Consider the following 15299-nt stretch of genomic DNA (forward strand, 5'->3'; position numbering starts at 1 on the left):
TAACCCCCGCGCGGGGGTTGTGCCGAGCGAACGCGCGAGTAGGCTACGCGCCCGATGGAGCGGCTCGAGAGCTACGTCGGAGGGCAGTGGCGCGCCGGTCAGGGTACGCCGCACGTGCTCGTCAACCCCGCGACCGAGGAGCCGCTCGCCGAGACGAGCACGGACGGGCTCGACCTCGCGGCCGCGGTGGCGTTCGCGCGCGCCGAGGGCGGGCCCGCGCTCCGCGCGCTCACGTTCGCGGAGCGCGGCGAGCTGCTCCGCGCCATGTCGCGCGCCGCGCACGCGAGCCGCGACGCGCTCATCGACGTCGCCATCCAGAACGGCGGCAACACCCGCGGCGACGCCAAGTTCGACGTCGACGGCGCGATCGGCACGCTCGCCTACTACGCCGACCTCGGCGCCCAGCTCGGCGGCGCGCGGCTGCTCACGGACGGCGAGGGCGTGCAGCTCGGGCGCTCCCCGCGCTTCTTCGGCCAGCACATCCTCGTCCCGCGCCCCGGCGTCGCCGTGCACATCAACGCCTTCAACTTCCCCGCGTGGGGGCTCGCGGAGAAGGCCGCCTGCGCGCTCCTCGCGGGCATGCCCGTCATCACGAAGCCCGCGACAAGCACGGCGCTCGTCGCGCTCCGGCTGATGAAGCTCTTCACCGAGCGGGCCCCGCTCCCGCGCGGCGCCCTCTCCTTCGTCGCCGGCCCGCCGGGCGATCTCCTCGCGCACCTCGGCGGCGACGACGTCCTCGCCTTCACCGGATCCAGCGCCACCGGCGCGGCCCTCCGCCTCCTGCCGGGCCTCGCGCGCGAGAGCGTCCGCGTGAACGTCGAGGCCGACAGCCTGAACGGCGCCGTCCTCGGCCCCGACGCCGCGCCCGGCTCCGAGACGTACGCGATGTTCCTGCGCGACGTCGTGCGCGACATCACCCAGAAGGCCGGCCAGAAGTGCACGGCGATCCGCCGCATCTTCGCGCCCGCGGCCGTCGTCGACGCCGTCCGCGACGACCTCGTCGACCGCCTCCGCGACGCGCGGGTCGGCGATCCCTCGCAGGACGGCGTCACGGTCGGTCCGCTGACCACGGCCGACCAGCTCCGCGGCGTGCGCGCGGGCATCGAGCGCCTCGCGGCGGGGGCGGCGGTGGCGCTCGGCGGCGCCGGGCCCTTCGATGCGATCGGCGTGCCCCAGGGCAAGGGGTACTTCGTGCCGCCGACGCTGCTCGTCGCGAGCGGCCCCGACGGCGCGCCCGCCGCGCACGAGCACGAGGTCTTCGGCCCCGTCGCCACGCTCTTCCCGTACGACGGCGGCGCGGCGCACGCCGTCGCGCTGCTCCGCCGCGGCCGGGGGAGCCTTGTCTGCTCCGTCTACAGCGACGACCGCGCCTTCACGGCGGAGGTGCTGATCGGCGTCGCGCCGTACCACGGCCGCGTCCTGCTCGGCAGCGAGAAGATCGCCGATCAGGCGCCCGGCCCCGGCACCGTGCTCCCTCAGACGATCCACGGCGGCCCGGGCCGCGCCGGCGGCGGCGAAGAGCTCGGCGGCCTTCGCGGGCTCCACTTCTACTCGCAGCGCACCGCCGTGCAGGGGTCGCGGCCGGTCCTGGAGGCGATCCTCGGCGTGAAGGGCGAGCCTCGCCCCGCGCCGGCGAAGCCGTAAATCGAGAAGGCCAGGGGTAGCTCTTTCCGTGGACTTTGTGGTGAAGTCTCGCTCATGAGCGCGGGCCCGCAACTCATCGGCAAGACGATCGCAGGGCGCTTCCGCGTCACCGGGTTCATCGGCGAGGGCGCGATGGCGGCGGTCTACCGCGGCGAGCAGGACGAGGAGCCGCGCGACGTCGCCATCAAGATCATGCACCCGCAGCTGCTCGGCGACGAGACGTTCGTCACCCGCTTCTACCGGGAGGCGAAGGCGGCGTCGCGCCTCCACCACCCGAACACGGTGCAGATCCTCGACTCCGGCGTCGAAGGCCACCTGCCGTACATCGTGATGGAGCTCGTCGCCGGACAGGATCTGTTCGAGGTCCTGCTCGCCGAGCGCCGCTTCTCCGAGGCCCGCGCCGCGCGGTTCCTGATCGGCATCACCGACGCCCTCGCCGCCGCCCACGCCCGGGGCATCGTGCACCGCGATCTCAAGCCCGAGAACGTGATGGTCGTGCGCGATCCGGCGGACCCGTCGGTCGAGCGCGTGAAGGTGCTCGACTTCGGGATCGCGAAGATGGTCGAGAGGAACGGCCGGGGCGGCGACGACGGGCCGAACAGCGCGCCCATGAGCGCCTGGGCCTCGGTCACCACCGTCGGCGTGGTCGTCGGCACGCCCGCGTACATGTCCCCGGAGCAGTGCCGAGGCGACCTCATCGACGGGCGAAGCGACGTGTACGCGTGCGGCGTGCTCCTGTTCCTGCTCGTCACGGGCCGGCTCCCCTTCCCGCCCACGTCGGTCGCGTGGGAGGTGGCGATGGATCACCTCCGGAAGGCGCCGCCCGCGCCGAGCCAGTTCCTGCCGCAGATCCACCCTGCGCTCGAGGCGATCATCCTCACCGCGCTCGCGAAGTGGCCGAGCCAGCGCCAGCAGAGCGCGCGCGAGCTGCACGACGAGCTCGAGAGGCTCCTGCCCCACCTGTCGGACGCGCTGTTCCCTGCCGCGCGGACGAGCGCGCCCGAGGACGCGCCGACCGTCGAGGCGGCGATGCCGCCCTCGCTCCGGAGCACGATGACCGCCGCGCCGCCGCTGCGCGAGGGCGACCTGCCGCCGCCGGCGCAGCGGGGCGAGGCGCTCGCGAGGTCGATGTTCCCCGAGGCGTCGCTGACGGACGGCCCGCCGTCGAGCGCGATCTTGTCGCTCGCCGCGACGCTCCCTGGCAACGCCCTCCCGCGCGACGCGCTGGCCGGACCGACGTCGGACGACCTCTCGCGCACGCTCCCGCAGGCGCGGCGGCTCATCGCGCCGACGAGCGATCCGCCGGCGAGCGACGTCGTGATCCACGATCGCAAGGACTTCTTCCCCGCCGCGGCCACCCGCGCGCCGTCGCCCCGACCGGAGGCGCCGCGAGGCGCCGGCGCACCCGCCGCCGCGCGGCCGCCGTCGCGGTCCGCGGCCGAGGGCGTCATCGAGATCGCGCCGGCGCCGATCCGGCGCGATCGGCGCCCGCCGGCGCGCCCGACGGACATGTGGATGGTCCGGCTCGTGGTGCCGCTGGCGCTCGTGATCGGGCTGGCGCTCGGGGTGATCGCCTTCTTCCTAAGCCGCTGACGCCTCGCGCTCTATGCGCCGGCAGACGCGGCGGACGCTTCGACGCCGGCCCCTTCTTCGTCAGCCGCCGACGCCTCGCGCCTCAGCCGCCGGCGGGCGCCTCGAACGCGGCCCGGAGCGCCTGCGCGCGCAGCTCGACCGCCGCCGACGCGGGCGGCGGGACCGGCGCCTCGGCCTCGGCCGACAGCGCCATCGCGAACGCGTCGATCGCCGCCTCGACGACGCCCTCGATCGGGCGCGCCGCGAGCTCCTGGGGGGCGTCGTGCACCGCCACCATGCCCATCAGGACGGCGCGCACGTGGGCCGCCGCCCGCGGCGACGGCGCGGCGTCCCCTCCGGCGGCGCCGCTCGCGCCGCGCGCCCCCGGCTCCGCGCCGGCGCGGGCCGCTTTCGCGATCTCGGCGGAGAGCGGCCAGCTCAGCCGCGCCACGAGCCGCTCCTGCACGTAGGCGCGCACGCTCGCGTCCGTGCGCTTGCGCTCCTCGGGCAGCGCCGCGATCGGGCGCAGATCGGACGCGAGCTCCCGGCGCGCGGGCTCGATCGCCTTGTCGATCGCCGCGGCGAGCGCGCGCCGCTCGCGGCGCAGGTACGCCGCGCTCGCGCGGAGGCGATCGGCCTCGGCGCGCGCCCTCCGCCCGGCCTCGCGGTCCTCCGCGGCGCGCGCCGAGGCCACCTGCGCGAGCTCGGCCGCGACGCGGCCCGCCTTGCGCCGGAGCGCGCGCTCGCGGAGCGCGTCGCTCGCGTCGACGATCTGCTCTGCGAAGAGCGCCTCGACCTCGGCCCACCCGGAGGCCGCGAGCGCCGCCTCATCGCCGAGGCGCCCCTTCAGCGAGAGCCGCGCCGAGAACGCGATCGGCGGCGTCAGCGAGGCGATGGAGCTCGCCGCGAGGCTGTCGCGCACGTGCGCGAGCACCGTCTCCAGGGCGTCGGGCTTGAGCCGGTCGGCCTTGTTCGCGAGGATCTGCACGGGCACGCCGAGCGCGCTGATCTCGGAGAGCACCCGCCGCTCCGACTCCTTCATCGCCTGGGGCGCGTCGAGCAGCCAGATGGCGACGTGGGCCTCGTCGAACGCCCGCCGCGCCTCGGCGATGTGATCGGGGTCGGGCGCGTTGAAGCCGGGCGTGTCGAGGATCTCGACGCGCTTGAGCCGCTCGATGGGCGCGTAGATGAACACGCGCGCGACCTTGTCCCCGGCCGCCGCGAGCGCGCGCAGCGTGTCCTTCAGCGCCGCGTGCGGCACGACGCGGTCCTGGCCGCCGCGCACGACGATGCGCGCGAACGGATCGGGCGCCCAGGCGACCCAGTGGAGCGTCGCGGTCGTCGGCAGGACGCCGGTCGGCGCCACGTCCTCGCCGAGCAGCGCGTTCAGGAACGTGCTCTTGCCGGCGTTGAACTCGCCCACCACCGCCGCGCGCAGCGGGCGCTCCCGCTCGACGGCGAGGGCCTCGATCGCCGCGAGCAGGTCGAGCCGGTCGAGGAGCTTGGCCGTGCGCGCGAGCTCGCGCAGCACGTCGCTCCAGGCCGCGGCGGCGCGGGCCCCCGCGGCGCCGTCCGCGGGGGGCAACCACGCCTGCACGATCGCGCGGCGCATGTCCTCGGCCCACGCCGCGCCCTCGCCGGTCACCGCGTCGAGCGCGTCGAGCGCGCCGCTCCCCTGCCCCGCGGACGCCATCGCCGCGGCGTCGCGCAGCCGGACCAGGTCGGGCGGCAGCGCCGGCGCCGCCGCGCCGCGCTCCTCCTTGTCCGTGTCCTTTCCGCGCGCGACGAGCGCGTCGAGCGCGCCGAGGTCGCGCGTCTCGACGGCCATGCGGAGCAGCGCCGCCGCGGCCGAGCGGTCGCCCGCGGAGAGCCCGCGCGCGAGCGCCTGCCGCGCGTCGTCGCGCCGCCCTTCGGCGAAGGCGAACGCGGCGGCCCAGGTCGGCTCGTCGAGCGCGCCCGCGGCGCGGACGACGCGGCGCACGCGGTCGACGACGAGCACGTCGCGGGAGGCGGCGACGAGGGCGGCGCAGAGCTCCGCCGCGCCGGGGACGTCGAGCACGAGCGCCCGCAGCCCGAGGTCGAGCGCGCGCCCCACCACGGCGGGCGGCAGGGCCGCCGCGGAGGAGCCCGCCGCAGCGCTCGCCTCGGCCAGCGCGAGCCGGGCGAGCACGAGGGCGGCGCGCCCCTCGATCGCGGTGGGCTCGCCGAGGATCTCCGCGGCGGCGCGCGCGCCGTCGAGATCGCCGTACGCGAGCGCGCACTCGGCGCGGCGGAGGGCCACGTCGCGGTCGGGCACGGTCGTGAGCGGCGCCGGGATGCGGTCGAGCCAGCGCTGCGCGCGGGCCGGGTCGCCCGCGGCGAGGTCGAGGTCCGAGAGATCGAGCAGCGCGAGGCGGGCCGCGTCGCGCTCCTCCGGCGCCGACGTGGCCCGCTCGATCGCGTCGCGCGCGCCGTCCCAGCCGACGCGCTGCCCCGCGCGCCCGAGGCGGAGCCACACGTCGGCGCGCCACGGGACGCGCTTCGCGAGGTCCGAGAGCGCGGCGACGACCTCCTGATCGAGCCACGCGTCCTCCGCGGCGTCGGCCCAGAGCGCGAGCCCGACGGCCGAGTCGGGCAGCACGGAGAGGATGGTGCGCGCGTGCTCGCGGGCCTCGAGCGGCATGCCCTTCGCGAGCGCGGCCTCGGCGGCGCTGCGCTCGTTCTCGAGGCCGAGGGCGAGGATCTCGACCCGCCCGAAGAACCGGTTCAGCGCCTCGACGAGCCTCGCCATGGGCGCGATGAAAGCCTCCCTGGAGGGCGGTCGTCCAAGGAAAAGCGAAGGCCGGAGCGGCGGGCGGCCGGGCGCTGATCCGGCCGGCGGCTCCGCCGGGAGCCTCGCAGGAGGTCTCCGCCTGGATGGGGCCTCGACAACGAGGGGACCGACAGGTCAGGGTCTTGCTCGGCGGCTGGCGACGAGCGCTCGGCTACATCTCGACCTGGGCCGGACCTTGGATAATGAGGGGGCCGACAGGTCCGGACCCAGCTCAGGGCCTGACGACGAGCGCTCGGCCAGGTTTCGACCTGGACCGAACGCTGAAAGCGAGGGGACCGACAGGTCAGGACCCTGGTCAGGGGCTGGCGACGAGCGCTCGGCCGGGTTTCGATCTGGACCGAACGCTGAAAGCGAGGGGCTCGCCACGTGAGGACCCAGCTCAGAGCGTGGCGAGCAGCCGCGCTCGCTGGGGTAAGCTCCGTGGGACCCTGGAGCATCCTGATGAGCCTTGCCCGGAAGCTGGATCGCCCCGCGACGAGGGCGGACCTCGAAGCGCTGCCCAACACGATGCGCGGCGAGATCATCGACGGCGACCTTTACGCCTTCCCTCGCCCGCGCGCCGTGCACGGGAGCCTCGAGACCAGCATCGCCTCCGACCTCCACGGCCCATTTCAGAAGCGCCGCAACGGTCCTGGTGGCTGGTGGATCCTCGTCGAACCGGGCATCGAGCTCCCTCGCGCCCCGGAGATCTCGCCGGACGTCGCCGGGTGGCGGCGCGAACGGCTGCCTCGCCTGCCCGAGAAGGAGCCCATCCGCGCCGTGCCGGACTGGGTCTGCGAGATCCTGTCTCCCCGGACGCGCGCTTATGATCTCATCGTCAAGCGGCGCTTCTACGCCGAGATAGGGGTAAGCCACCTCTGGTACGTGGACCCCGAGGCGAGGTCGCTCGCGGTCAGCCGTCTCGTCGACGGCAGGTGGCTGGAGCTCGGCGTCCACGGCCCGACGGAGCGGGTGCGCGCCGAGCCCTTCGAGGAGATGGAGATCGAGCTCTCCATCTGGTGGGAAGATCTAGAGCTCGAAGGCGACTGAACGACTACGGCGCCTCTCCATCGTGACGCGGCGGGAGGGTTAGACTGGCCCCGTGCCACCGGATCTCCTCACGGCGCGCGTCGACGCGCTGATCGTGACCGCGCTGCAAGACGAGCTCGAGGCGGTCCTCGCGCTCGGCGAGGGCGGCCGACATGGCTGGCGGGAGGCGCGGGATCCGGGCGGATTCCCCTACTATGTCCGCGACCTCCCGAACGACCGCGGCGAGCTGCTCCGCGTCGCCGCGGCGTGGTCGGGGCAGATGGGCGAGAGCGCTGCGGCGGCGAGGGCGAGGGCGCAGGGGCTCATCGACGCGCTCGACCCGGGGTGCCTCGCGGTCTGCGGCACCTGCGCCGGCAAGCGCGGCGAGGTGTCGCTCGGCGACGTCATCGTCGCCGACCGGGTCTACAGCTACGACGAGGGCGAGCGCGTCGCCCACGGCGGCGGCGAGGGCGCGTCCTTCCACGACATCGAGACGTACAACCTCGAGCGCACGTGGAACATGGATGCCGCGCTCTTCGCGCGCGAGTTCGAGCGGCAGGCAGCGTTCGTGGCCGAGCGCCCGCCGTCGAAGCCGTCGCAGGCGTGGTGGCTCCGGCACGCGCTCTACGAGAGCCAGGTGGAAGGGGGACCACCGCCCGTCTCGCGGCCGGAGCGCGCCGAGCGGTGCCCCGGCTGGACCGAGCGCATCGGCGAGCTGGAGGCGGCGGGCGTGCTCCGCGTCGGCGACGGCGGCCTCGAGCTCACGGAATCGGGCATGGCGCAGGTCCGCCGGGATCGCCTGCTCTACCCGGATGGCCCGCCGCCGGCCCGGCCGTTCCGCGTACACATCGGCCCGATCGCCACGGGCAAGGCGGTGCGAGAGGACGCGGGGCTGTTCGAGCGGCTGAAGCCGATCGGGCGGAAGGTGCTCGGCGTCGAGATGGAGGCCGCGGCGATCGGCTACGTCGCGGAGCGCCTCGGGCGGCGATCGATCATCGCGAAGGCGGTCTCGGATCACGGCGACGACGACAAGGACGACAGCTTCCGCGCGTTCGCGTGCCGCGCGTCAGCGGAGCTCCTTGTCGCGTTCCTCAGGCGGTTTCTTGCGCCCGCGCGCGCCGAGCAGGCCGGCCGAGGCCCGAGGCTGCGCCGCTTCCCGGCGCGCGTGCGGGGCGGCCACGCGGATCCGCACGGCGACGACATCCTCCTGCCGGGGGAAGGGCGCAGCGACGACTTCCTCTCGCGGGTCGAGCGCGTGTGCAGGCTGCGCGAGCCCGAGGGCGTCAAGATCGAGTGGTTCGACGCGCCCCTCCCCTTCGGCGTCTACCTTCGCGTCTCGGTCAACGAGGGCGGCATCGTCCGGATCGCCCCGCTCGCGGCGCTCGAGAGCGGCATCTCGACCGAGGCGGTCTCCGCGTTCATCGAGAGCATCGACGCGTCGTACCGGCGCGAGGATCCGGGCCTCGTGTCCACGCTGGTCTACGGCGGCGAGCCCGCGCCGGAGGAGCTCGTGCGTTACGCGAGCGCGCGGCGCGTGCGCCTCGTGCGGTTCCTCGAGTACCAGGGGCTCATCGACTTCCGCGGCTACCTGGCGTGGCAGAACGCGAGCCTCGAGCGGGACCCCACGTATCCGCCGGCGCTCTACGTCGACCAGCGCGTCGCGCTCACGATGGGCCAGGAGGAGGTGCTGCACGAGCGCGCGCTCGACGCGTTTACCGAGCTGCTCGACTCGGAGCACAGCCGGTTCGTGCTGGTGCTCGGCGACTTCGGCACGGGCAAGACGTTCCTCCTGCACGAGCTCGCGCGGCGGCTGGGCAAGGCGGGCGGCCCGCTGACGCCGGTGCTCATCGAGATGCGCGCGCTGGAGAAGGCGCGCGACCTGAACGCGCTCATCGCGCAGCACCTGGCGCTCGCGGGGCTCGGCAAGATCGATCTGCCCGCGTTCCGGCACATGCTGGCCGAGGGCCGGATCGCGCTGCTCTTCGACGGCTTCGACGAGCTCGCCTTCCGCGTGACGTACGACCGCGCGGTCGAGCACTTCGACACGCTGATCCAGGCGGCGCAGGGCAAGGCGGCGAAGGTGGTGGTCACGAGCCGGAGCCAGCACTTCATCTCGGAGCAGCAGGTGAGGTCGGCGCTCGCGGAGCGGGCCGCCTTGCTGCCCGGTTATCGGCTCGCGCGGCTCTTGCCGTTCACCGGGGCGCAGATCCGCAGGTTCCTGGTGAACCGGCTCGACAGCGAGGAGGCGGCTGACGAGCGCCTTCAGCTGCTCGCAGAGGTGAAGGACCTGCTCGGCCTATCGGCGAACCCGCGGATGCTGGGGTTCATCGCCGAGATCGAGGCGGCGCAGCTGCGGCAAGCGAAGGCGGGAGACGGCGAGATCACCTCGGCGGGGCTCTACAAGCTGCTCCTGGATTGGTGGCTCGTCTGGGAGTACGAGCGCGCGCACCCGAAGGGCGCGCAGCCTGGACTCTCGGTGGCGCAGCGGTGGCGCGCTGTGACGGAGCTCGCGACGTGGCTGTGGCAGCGGACGGAGCAGGGCGTGAACATCCGCGAGCTGCCGGCGGAGCTCATCGCGGCGCTGCAGGCGCTCGGTCGGCACGAGCTCGATCTGGATGTGACGAGGCACCAGATCGGGTCGGGGACGCTGCTCGTGTGGGACGACCAGGAGAACTTCCGGTTCATCCACCAGTCGGTGCTCGAGTGGCTTGTGGCGCGGAAGGCGGCCGAGGAAGTGCAGCGCTCCGGGGAGGCGGGGGCGCTCGCGCAGCGGGAGGTGAGCGATCTGATGGCCGATTTCTTCGGGGCGCTCGCGGGAAGAGAGGCGGCGGCGACGTGGGTCCGGGCGGCGCTCGGCGGGGCGTGGGGAACCGTGGCTGCAGCGAACGCGCTGCGGATCGACCGGCGGACGGGGCTCGGGGTGTGCGAGCGGATGAACCTCGCAGGGGCGGATCTGCGGGGGCAAGATCTGTCGGGGAAGAACCTTTGCGGCTGCGATCTGCGGGGTGCTGATCTGAGGGAGGCGAAGCTCGTGGGCGCCAACCTGTGCGGGGCGCAGATGGCGGGGGCGCTGCTCGACGGGGCGGACCTCTCGGGAGCGGCGCTCTGCGGGGCGGATCTGACGGGCGCGACGGCGGTGCGGGCGCGGCTTGTGCGCGCAGATCTGACAGAGGTGAAGCTCGCATCGACGAGGCTGCGCGGGGCGAAGCTCGTGGGGGCGCGGGGGGCGCGGTTCGACGGGTGCGACACGTTCGGCGCGGCGATGCCGGATACGGCGAGGTTCGAGCCGACCTGGGTTCAGGTCGGCGAGTGCAAGGCGGTGGCGATCAGCCCTGACGGCGCGTTGCTCGCCTCCGGTCATGCTGACGGGCTCGCCCTCTGGGACGTGACGACAGGCCGCGCGCTGCGCATGCTGAAGGGGCATTCCGGCCCAGTCACGAGCGTCGCGTTCAGCCCTGATGGCGAGACGCTCGCCTCCGGCTCCCAGGACAGCGCAGTTCGGCTATGGGACGTCTCGACGGGCAATCCGCTCTGCGTGCTGAAAGGACATTCGCACCCCGTGCTCAGCGTGGCGTTCAGCCCCGACGGCGCGACGCTCGCCTCCGGCTCGCAGGAGCCGAACGCCCGTCTCTGGGACGTGACGACCTTCAATGAGATCAAGCTCCTCCAGATTCAGACGCCTGGACCGTCGGTCGTGGCCTTCAGTCCTTCGGGTGACATGCTGGCCTCGGGATCGAGCGACACCATCGTGCGGCTATGGGATACGGCGACGGCGCGGCTGCTGCTGGAGCTCGCTGGGCACGCAGGCTGGGTGACGAGCGTGGCGTTCAGCCCTGACGGCACGACGCTCGCCTCTGGCTCCATCGATAACAGGGTGCGGCTCTGGAGGACGTCGACGGGAGAAGTGCTGCGCGTGATCGAGGGCCATTCGGATTCGGTGACGAGCGTGGCGTTCAGCGCCGACGGCTCGGCGCTCGCTTCCGGCTCTCGTGACGGAACGGTGCGGCTATGGGATGCGGCGACCGGGACATCGCTGCACGTACTGACCGGGCATTCGAATCGTGTGTCGAGCGTGGCGTTCGGCCCTGAGAGCGCGACGCTCGCTTTCGGCTCCCGCGACGGAGCGGTGCGGCTATGGCAGGCGTCGACGCTGCGCGTGATCGAGGGTCGCTCCCGACTTGTCGTGAGCATGGCGCTGAGCCGTGACGGAGCGACGCTCGCCACCATCTCCGCCGAAGGCAGCATTGAGCTCTGGAGCGTGTCGAGGGGGATCGGGTTGCGCGTCCATCCGGGATACCGCGCCTATTCAATGGCTCTCGCGTTCAGCCCTGACGACGTGTTCATGGCGGTCGGCTCGCACGACAACACGGTCCAGCTCTGGCACGTGGCCACGGGCAAGCTGGCGCGCCGATTTCAAGGGCATTCCAACTTCGTATCGAGCATCGCGTTCAGTCCAGATGGCGCGACGCTCGCTTCCGGCTCGAAGGACGGCACCGTGCGGCTCTGGGCAGCGACGACCGGCGTCCTGTTGCATGTGCTCGCGGGCGCCATGCACGGGATCAGGAGCGTGGCGTTCAGCCCTGACAGCTCGGCCTTGGCCTCCGGCTCTGGCGATGGAACCGTTCGGGTCTGGCGTGTAGCGGACGGGGGCATGATCCACGAGCTGTGGGGACATGATAGCAGTGTCTTGAGCGTGACGTTCAGCGCCGACGGCAAGGCGTTGGCCTCCGGCGGCTCCGACCGCCGGGTGTTCCTGCGGCGAGCGGATACCGGTGAAATGATCCGCACGCTGCTGGGCCACTCGGCCCACATCAACAGCGTTGCCTTCAGCCCGAACGGCGCCTTGCTCGCCTCGGGGTCCTCCGACGAGACCATCCGCCTCTGGGATGCATCGACCGGTGAATTCGTTCGCGTGTTGGCAGGGCATTCGGATGCGGTCGTGAACGTCGCGTTCAGCCCTGACAGCGCGACGCTGTTTTCCTGCTCTTCCGACAACACGGTCCGCCTCTGGGACGTCCGCACCGGCGCGTGCCTCGCCGTGCTCCTCAAGCTCCCCGAGGGCTGGGTCGCCTTTCGCCCCGATGGCCGCTACAAGCTCGGCGGCAACGTCTCGGGAGGCTTCTGGCACGCCGCGAACCTCTGCCGCTTCGAGCCGGGCGAGCTCGATGAGCTGGTCCCCGGCCTTCGCATCCCGGACGACGAGCCGCTGCTCCCCGTGGATAGCCTCTCGGCGCCGCCCGCCCCCGTCCGCCTCTTCTTCAGTTATTCCCACGAGGACGAGGGGCTCCGCAACGACCTGGAGAAGCACCTCGCCCCGCTCGAGCGCGACGGCTTGGTCCGGGGCTGGCACGACCGCCGTATCGAGCCCGGCGACGAGTGGGCTGGCCGGATCGACAGGAACCTCGAAGAGGCGGACGTGATCCTGCTCCTCGTGAGCGCCGATTTCCTCGCCTCCGATTATTGCTTCGACAGGGAGATGAAGCGTGCCCTGGAGCGCCACGACGCCGGCAAAGCCCGAGTCATCCCGGTCCTCCTCCGGCCGACCGACTGGCACAGCGCCCCCTTCGCTCGGCTCCAGGCGCTTCCGGCCGATGGCAAGCCGGTCACTTCCTGGCAAAACCAGGACGAAGCCTGGACCGAGGTGGCCAAGGGCATCCGGCGCGCGGTCGACGCGCTCCGCGACCGACCTCGGTGATCGGCGGGGCGCGCGGCGAGCGCCGTCGAGCTCCTCCTACGCTGTCTCGCCGATCGCCTCGATCACGATCCCGCCGAACCGGCCCTCGCCGGCGCGGCACCTCACGCCCCGGATGACGCACGCGTGGCTGTCCCGAGGCTCGCCGGTATCGGCGTAGCGCGCACCGAAGCCGCCCTCGAACGACGTGTTGAAGAACTCGAGAGGCCGCCCGCCCTCGTCCGTCGCCTCATGCTTGCAGAGTCCGCACACCGCGCGCGGGTGGCGTGGCCACAGCTCCAAGGGATCGCCGCAGATCGGGCAGCGGTGCGTCCCGTCCGGCGTCCCGCTCCCGTCGGCGGTCACGAGGCGCGCGCCGCGCTCGCCCGCGGCGAACCGGTAGGGGCCGCTGAGCCCCGCGATGCTGGCGCGGTCCTCGCCCGCGACCGCGAGAAGGCCGGCGCCGGCGAGGGTGAGCGCTTCGAGCGCCGCCGCGAAGCCGGGCCGGTCGTCGGTGTCCGCCCCGCCATCGTCGTGCCAGGACGCGATCTCGACGCCTTCGCGCCTGGCCCAGGCCTCGATCGCATCGCGCTGCTCTGAAGCCGAGGCGCACGCGGCGTCGGTGGAGACGCGGACGTAGGCCACGGCGAGCCCGGGGCTGCCGCGCTTGAACCGGCGAGCTGTCATCCGGGACGAGAGAATCCGAGACGACGGCGGTTGTCCAGCGGCCGTGGTCGCGCGGTCGCGGGTGGCTCTCCCGCCGAGCGGCGCGCGGCGGAAGTTCGCCGCGCTGGCAGCGCGGATTGTTGGCCCCGGCCTGGACAGGCCTGTAGACGGCGCCGATGGGCTCGACCCGGACGGCCTGGCACGTGCTGCTCGTCGCGCTGCTCCACCAGCGGGGCTCGCGCGGGTTCGAGGTGCGCAGCGAGGTGCCGCTCTCGAACGAGCCGCTCCGCGCCGACTACCTGCTGCTGCGCCGGAGCGCGGGGCCGAGCGAGCCGGCCGGCACGCTGAAGAAGCTCTGGGACCTGTTGCCCAGGGACACCATCGTCGAGTTCAAGAGCATCGGCCGGCCCTACCGGCGGCGCAACCTCGACCGGCTGTGCAGCTACCTGCACCTGTACTGCGCCGACGAGCCGGAACGGATCGAGCGGCGGAGCGATCTGAGCGGCGTGCTGCTCGTCCCGTCGCGCACCAGGTCGCTCGACGGGGATGTGGCCGAGCTCGGCCTGAAATGGGGCGACCTCGGCGGCGGCTACTGGCGGCTCGAGGGTGGAGCGTTCGCGCTGCTCGTCGTCGAGATCGACACGGCGGCCGAGGCGGAGGACGACGATCTGCTACGCTTGTTCGGGCACGGCGAGGCCCGGACCGTCGAGGCCCGAAGGTGGCTCTCGCAGCAGCTTGGAGCCGAGGAGATCGCCATGGAAATCCACGATTTGGAGGGATTCGACGAGGTTGTCCGCAAGCTCCTGGCCACCCTCCCGGCGGAGCGGGTGCTGTCGGCTTACGCCCCGGAGCAGCGCATGGCGGGGCTGCCGCCGGAGCAGCGCGTGGCCGGGCTGTCGCCCGAGCAGGTGCTGCTCGCCTTGCCCGATGACGTGCTCCGTGCTCTGTCCGATGCCTACCTCGACACGCTCTCGGAGGAGACTCGCGCCGCCATCCGCGCGCGCATCGGACGGTAGGGCGGCAGCTCCGCGGACCGCGTGCAGCAGAACAGCGCGCCCGAAAGGTCGCGGCGCTTGCGTGATGAGCCCAGCCAACGCGTCCGCTGCGTCCGGGTAGACTCCGGGACCGATGCTCCTCCCGCCGAGAACGACAGGCCTCGCCGCCCCCGCGGGCGTCCTGCGCCCGTGGCCCTCTGTCCTGGCGACGTGGGGCCCAGGAGAGCAGAGCACCTTGCACGCCCACCATTGCTGGCACCTCGTGCTGGCGCTCGACGGCGAGCTCCAGATCGGGACGGCCGACAGGGGCGCGTTCCAGCGCGGGAGCGCCGTCCTCACGGCCCCGGACACCGCGCACGCGATCGACGCGTCGGGCACACGTGTGCTCATCGTGTTCATCGAGCCGGAGAGCGACGTTGGAGATGGGCTCGCCCAGGCGCTCGGGGCATCGACGATCGAAGTCCTGGGCAGCGAGACGGCCGACCGGCTGCGGTCGCGCATCGCCGAGCGTGGAGAGGCCGGGCTCTCGGCGGCGCTGCCCGGCGTGTTCGAGGCGCTGGGGCTCGCGGTCCCGCCGTCGTCACCGAGGTCGAGGCACCCGGGGGTCCAGCGGGTGCTGCGCCACCTGCGCGCGGGCGCCGGAGACGCGGACACGTCGCTCGAGGCCCTGGCCCGCATCGCGCGGCTCTCGCCGGGGCGGTTCATGCACGCCTTCACCGAGAGCGTCGGCGTGCCGCTGCGGCCGTACCTCCTGTGGCTCAAGCTGGAGCGCGCCGGGGCGGCGATCGCCGGCGGCGCGGCGCTCTCGGAGGCCGCCAGCGCGGCCGGCTTCGCGGACGCGGCGCACATGACCCGGACCTTCCGCCGGATGTTCGGGGTGAGCCCCTCCGATCTGAGACGCCGTAGCCAGCTCGTTCAAGACGGGTGAAGG

The 15299-nt window shown here is 73.3% G+C and carries 8 protein-coding genes; 6 read left to right on the forward strand and 2 right to left on the reverse strand.

Going from position 1 to position 15299, the window contains the following annotated elements; genetic code table 11:
* The first annotated feature begins 54 nt into the window (after nt 1-54).
* Nucleotides 55-1644 (forward strand): 3,4-dehydroadipyl-CoA semialdehyde dehydrogenase, encoded by a 1590-nt coding sequence (locus tag WME90_RS18745; RefSeq protein ID WP_437282522.1) that lies wholly within the window; start codon nt 55-57, stop codon nt 1642-1644.
* A 54-nt stretch (nt 1645-1698) separates the two neighbouring features.
* Nucleotides 1699-3237 carry a protein kinase domain-containing protein gene (locus WME90_RS18750; protein WP_437282523.1) on the forward strand — a complete coding sequence of 513 codons (1539 nt, stop codon included), beginning with the start codon at nt 1699-1701 and terminating at the stop codon, nt 3235-3237.
* A gap of 82 nt (nt 3238-3319) precedes the next feature.
* Here the strand turns inward: WME90_RS18750 and WME90_RS18755 are convergent, their stop codons facing one another.
* On the reverse strand, nt 3320-5986 hold the full coding sequence (locus WME90_RS18755) for a dynamin family protein (RefSeq protein WP_437282524.1): 2667 nt from the start codon (nt 5984-5986) through the stop codon (nt 3320-3322).
* A gap of 483 nt (nt 5987-6469) precedes the next feature.
* On the opposite strand from WME90_RS18755, the gene WME90_RS18760 reads away from it, so the two are divergent.
* Both WME90_RS18760 and WME90_RS18765 read left to right on the forward strand, forming a co-directional pair.
* Nucleotides 6470-7057 carry a Uma2 family endonuclease gene (locus tag WME90_RS18760; protein WP_437282525.1) on the forward strand — a complete coding sequence of 196 codons (588 nt, stop codon included), beginning with the start codon at nt 6470-6472 and terminating at the stop codon, nt 7055-7057.
* A 52-nt stretch (nt 7058-7109) separates the two neighbouring features.
* The gene (locus tag WME90_RS18765; RefSeq protein WP_437282526.1) at nt 7110-12731 is read left to right on the forward strand and encodes a pentapeptide repeat-containing protein; all 5622 of its coding nucleotides are present in this window, start codon (nt 7110-7112) and stop codon (nt 12729-12731) included.
* 36 nt (nt 12732-12767) lie between these two features.
* On the opposite strand, the gene WME90_RS18770 is transcribed toward WME90_RS18765, so the two are convergent.
* Nucleotides 12768-13394 carry a recombinase family protein gene (locus WME90_RS18770; RefSeq protein WP_437282527.1) on the reverse strand — a complete coding sequence of 209 codons (627 nt, stop codon included), beginning with the start codon at nt 13392-13394 and terminating at the stop codon, nt 12768-12770.
* Nucleotides 13395-13549: 155 nt separating this feature from the next.
* Between WME90_RS18770 and WME90_RS18775 the strand changes: the two genes are divergently transcribed.
* Nucleotides 13550-14389 (forward strand): hypothetical protein, encoded by an 840-nt coding sequence (locus tag WME90_RS18775; RefSeq protein WP_437282528.1) that lies wholly within the window; start codon nt 13550-13552, stop codon nt 14387-14389.
* 112 nt (nt 14390-14501) lie between these two features.
* Nucleotides 14502-15296, forward strand: a complete 795-nt coding sequence (locus WME90_RS18780; protein ID WP_437282529.1) for a helix-turn-helix domain-containing protein — start codon at nt 14502-14504, stop codon at nt 15294-15296.
* Nucleotides 15297-15299: the final 3 nt, after the last annotated feature.

The organism is Sorangium sp. So ce375 (assembly GCF_051473855.1).
GTDB lineage: Bacteria > Myxococcota_A > Polyangia > Polyangiales > Polyangiaceae > Sorangium.

What these genes read in the sequence shown, in the direction of transcription:
- WME90_RS18745 (WP_437282522.1), top strand. Translation starts at nt 55, where the DNA reads ATGGAGCGGCTCGAGAGCTACGTCGGAGGGCAGTGGCGCGCCGGTCAG.
- WME90_RS18775 (WP_437282528.1), top strand. Translation starts at nt 13,550, where the DNA reads ATGGGCTCGACCCGGACGGCCTGGCACGTGCTGCTCGTCGCGCTGCTC.
- WME90_RS18760 (WP_437282525.1), top strand. Translation starts at nt 6,470, where the DNA reads ATGAGCCTTGCCCGGAAGCTGGATCGCCCCGCGACGAGGGCGGACCTC.
- WME90_RS18780 (WP_437282529.1), top strand. Translation starts at nt 14,502, where the DNA reads ATGCTCCTCCCGCCGAGAACGACAGGCCTCGCCGCCCCCGCGGGCGTC.
- WME90_RS18770 (WP_437282527.1), bottom strand. Translation starts at nt 13,394, where the DNA reads ATGACAGCTCGCCGGTTCAAGCGCGGCAGCCCCGGGCTCGCCGTGGCC.
- WME90_RS18755 (WP_437282524.1), bottom strand. Translation starts at nt 5,986, where the DNA reads ATGGCGAGGCTCGTCGAGGCGCTGAACCGGTTCTTCGGGCGGGTCGAG.
- WME90_RS18750 (WP_437282523.1), top strand. Translation starts at nt 1,699, where the DNA reads ATGAGCGCGGGCCCGCAACTCATCGGCAAGACGATCGCAGGGCGCTTC.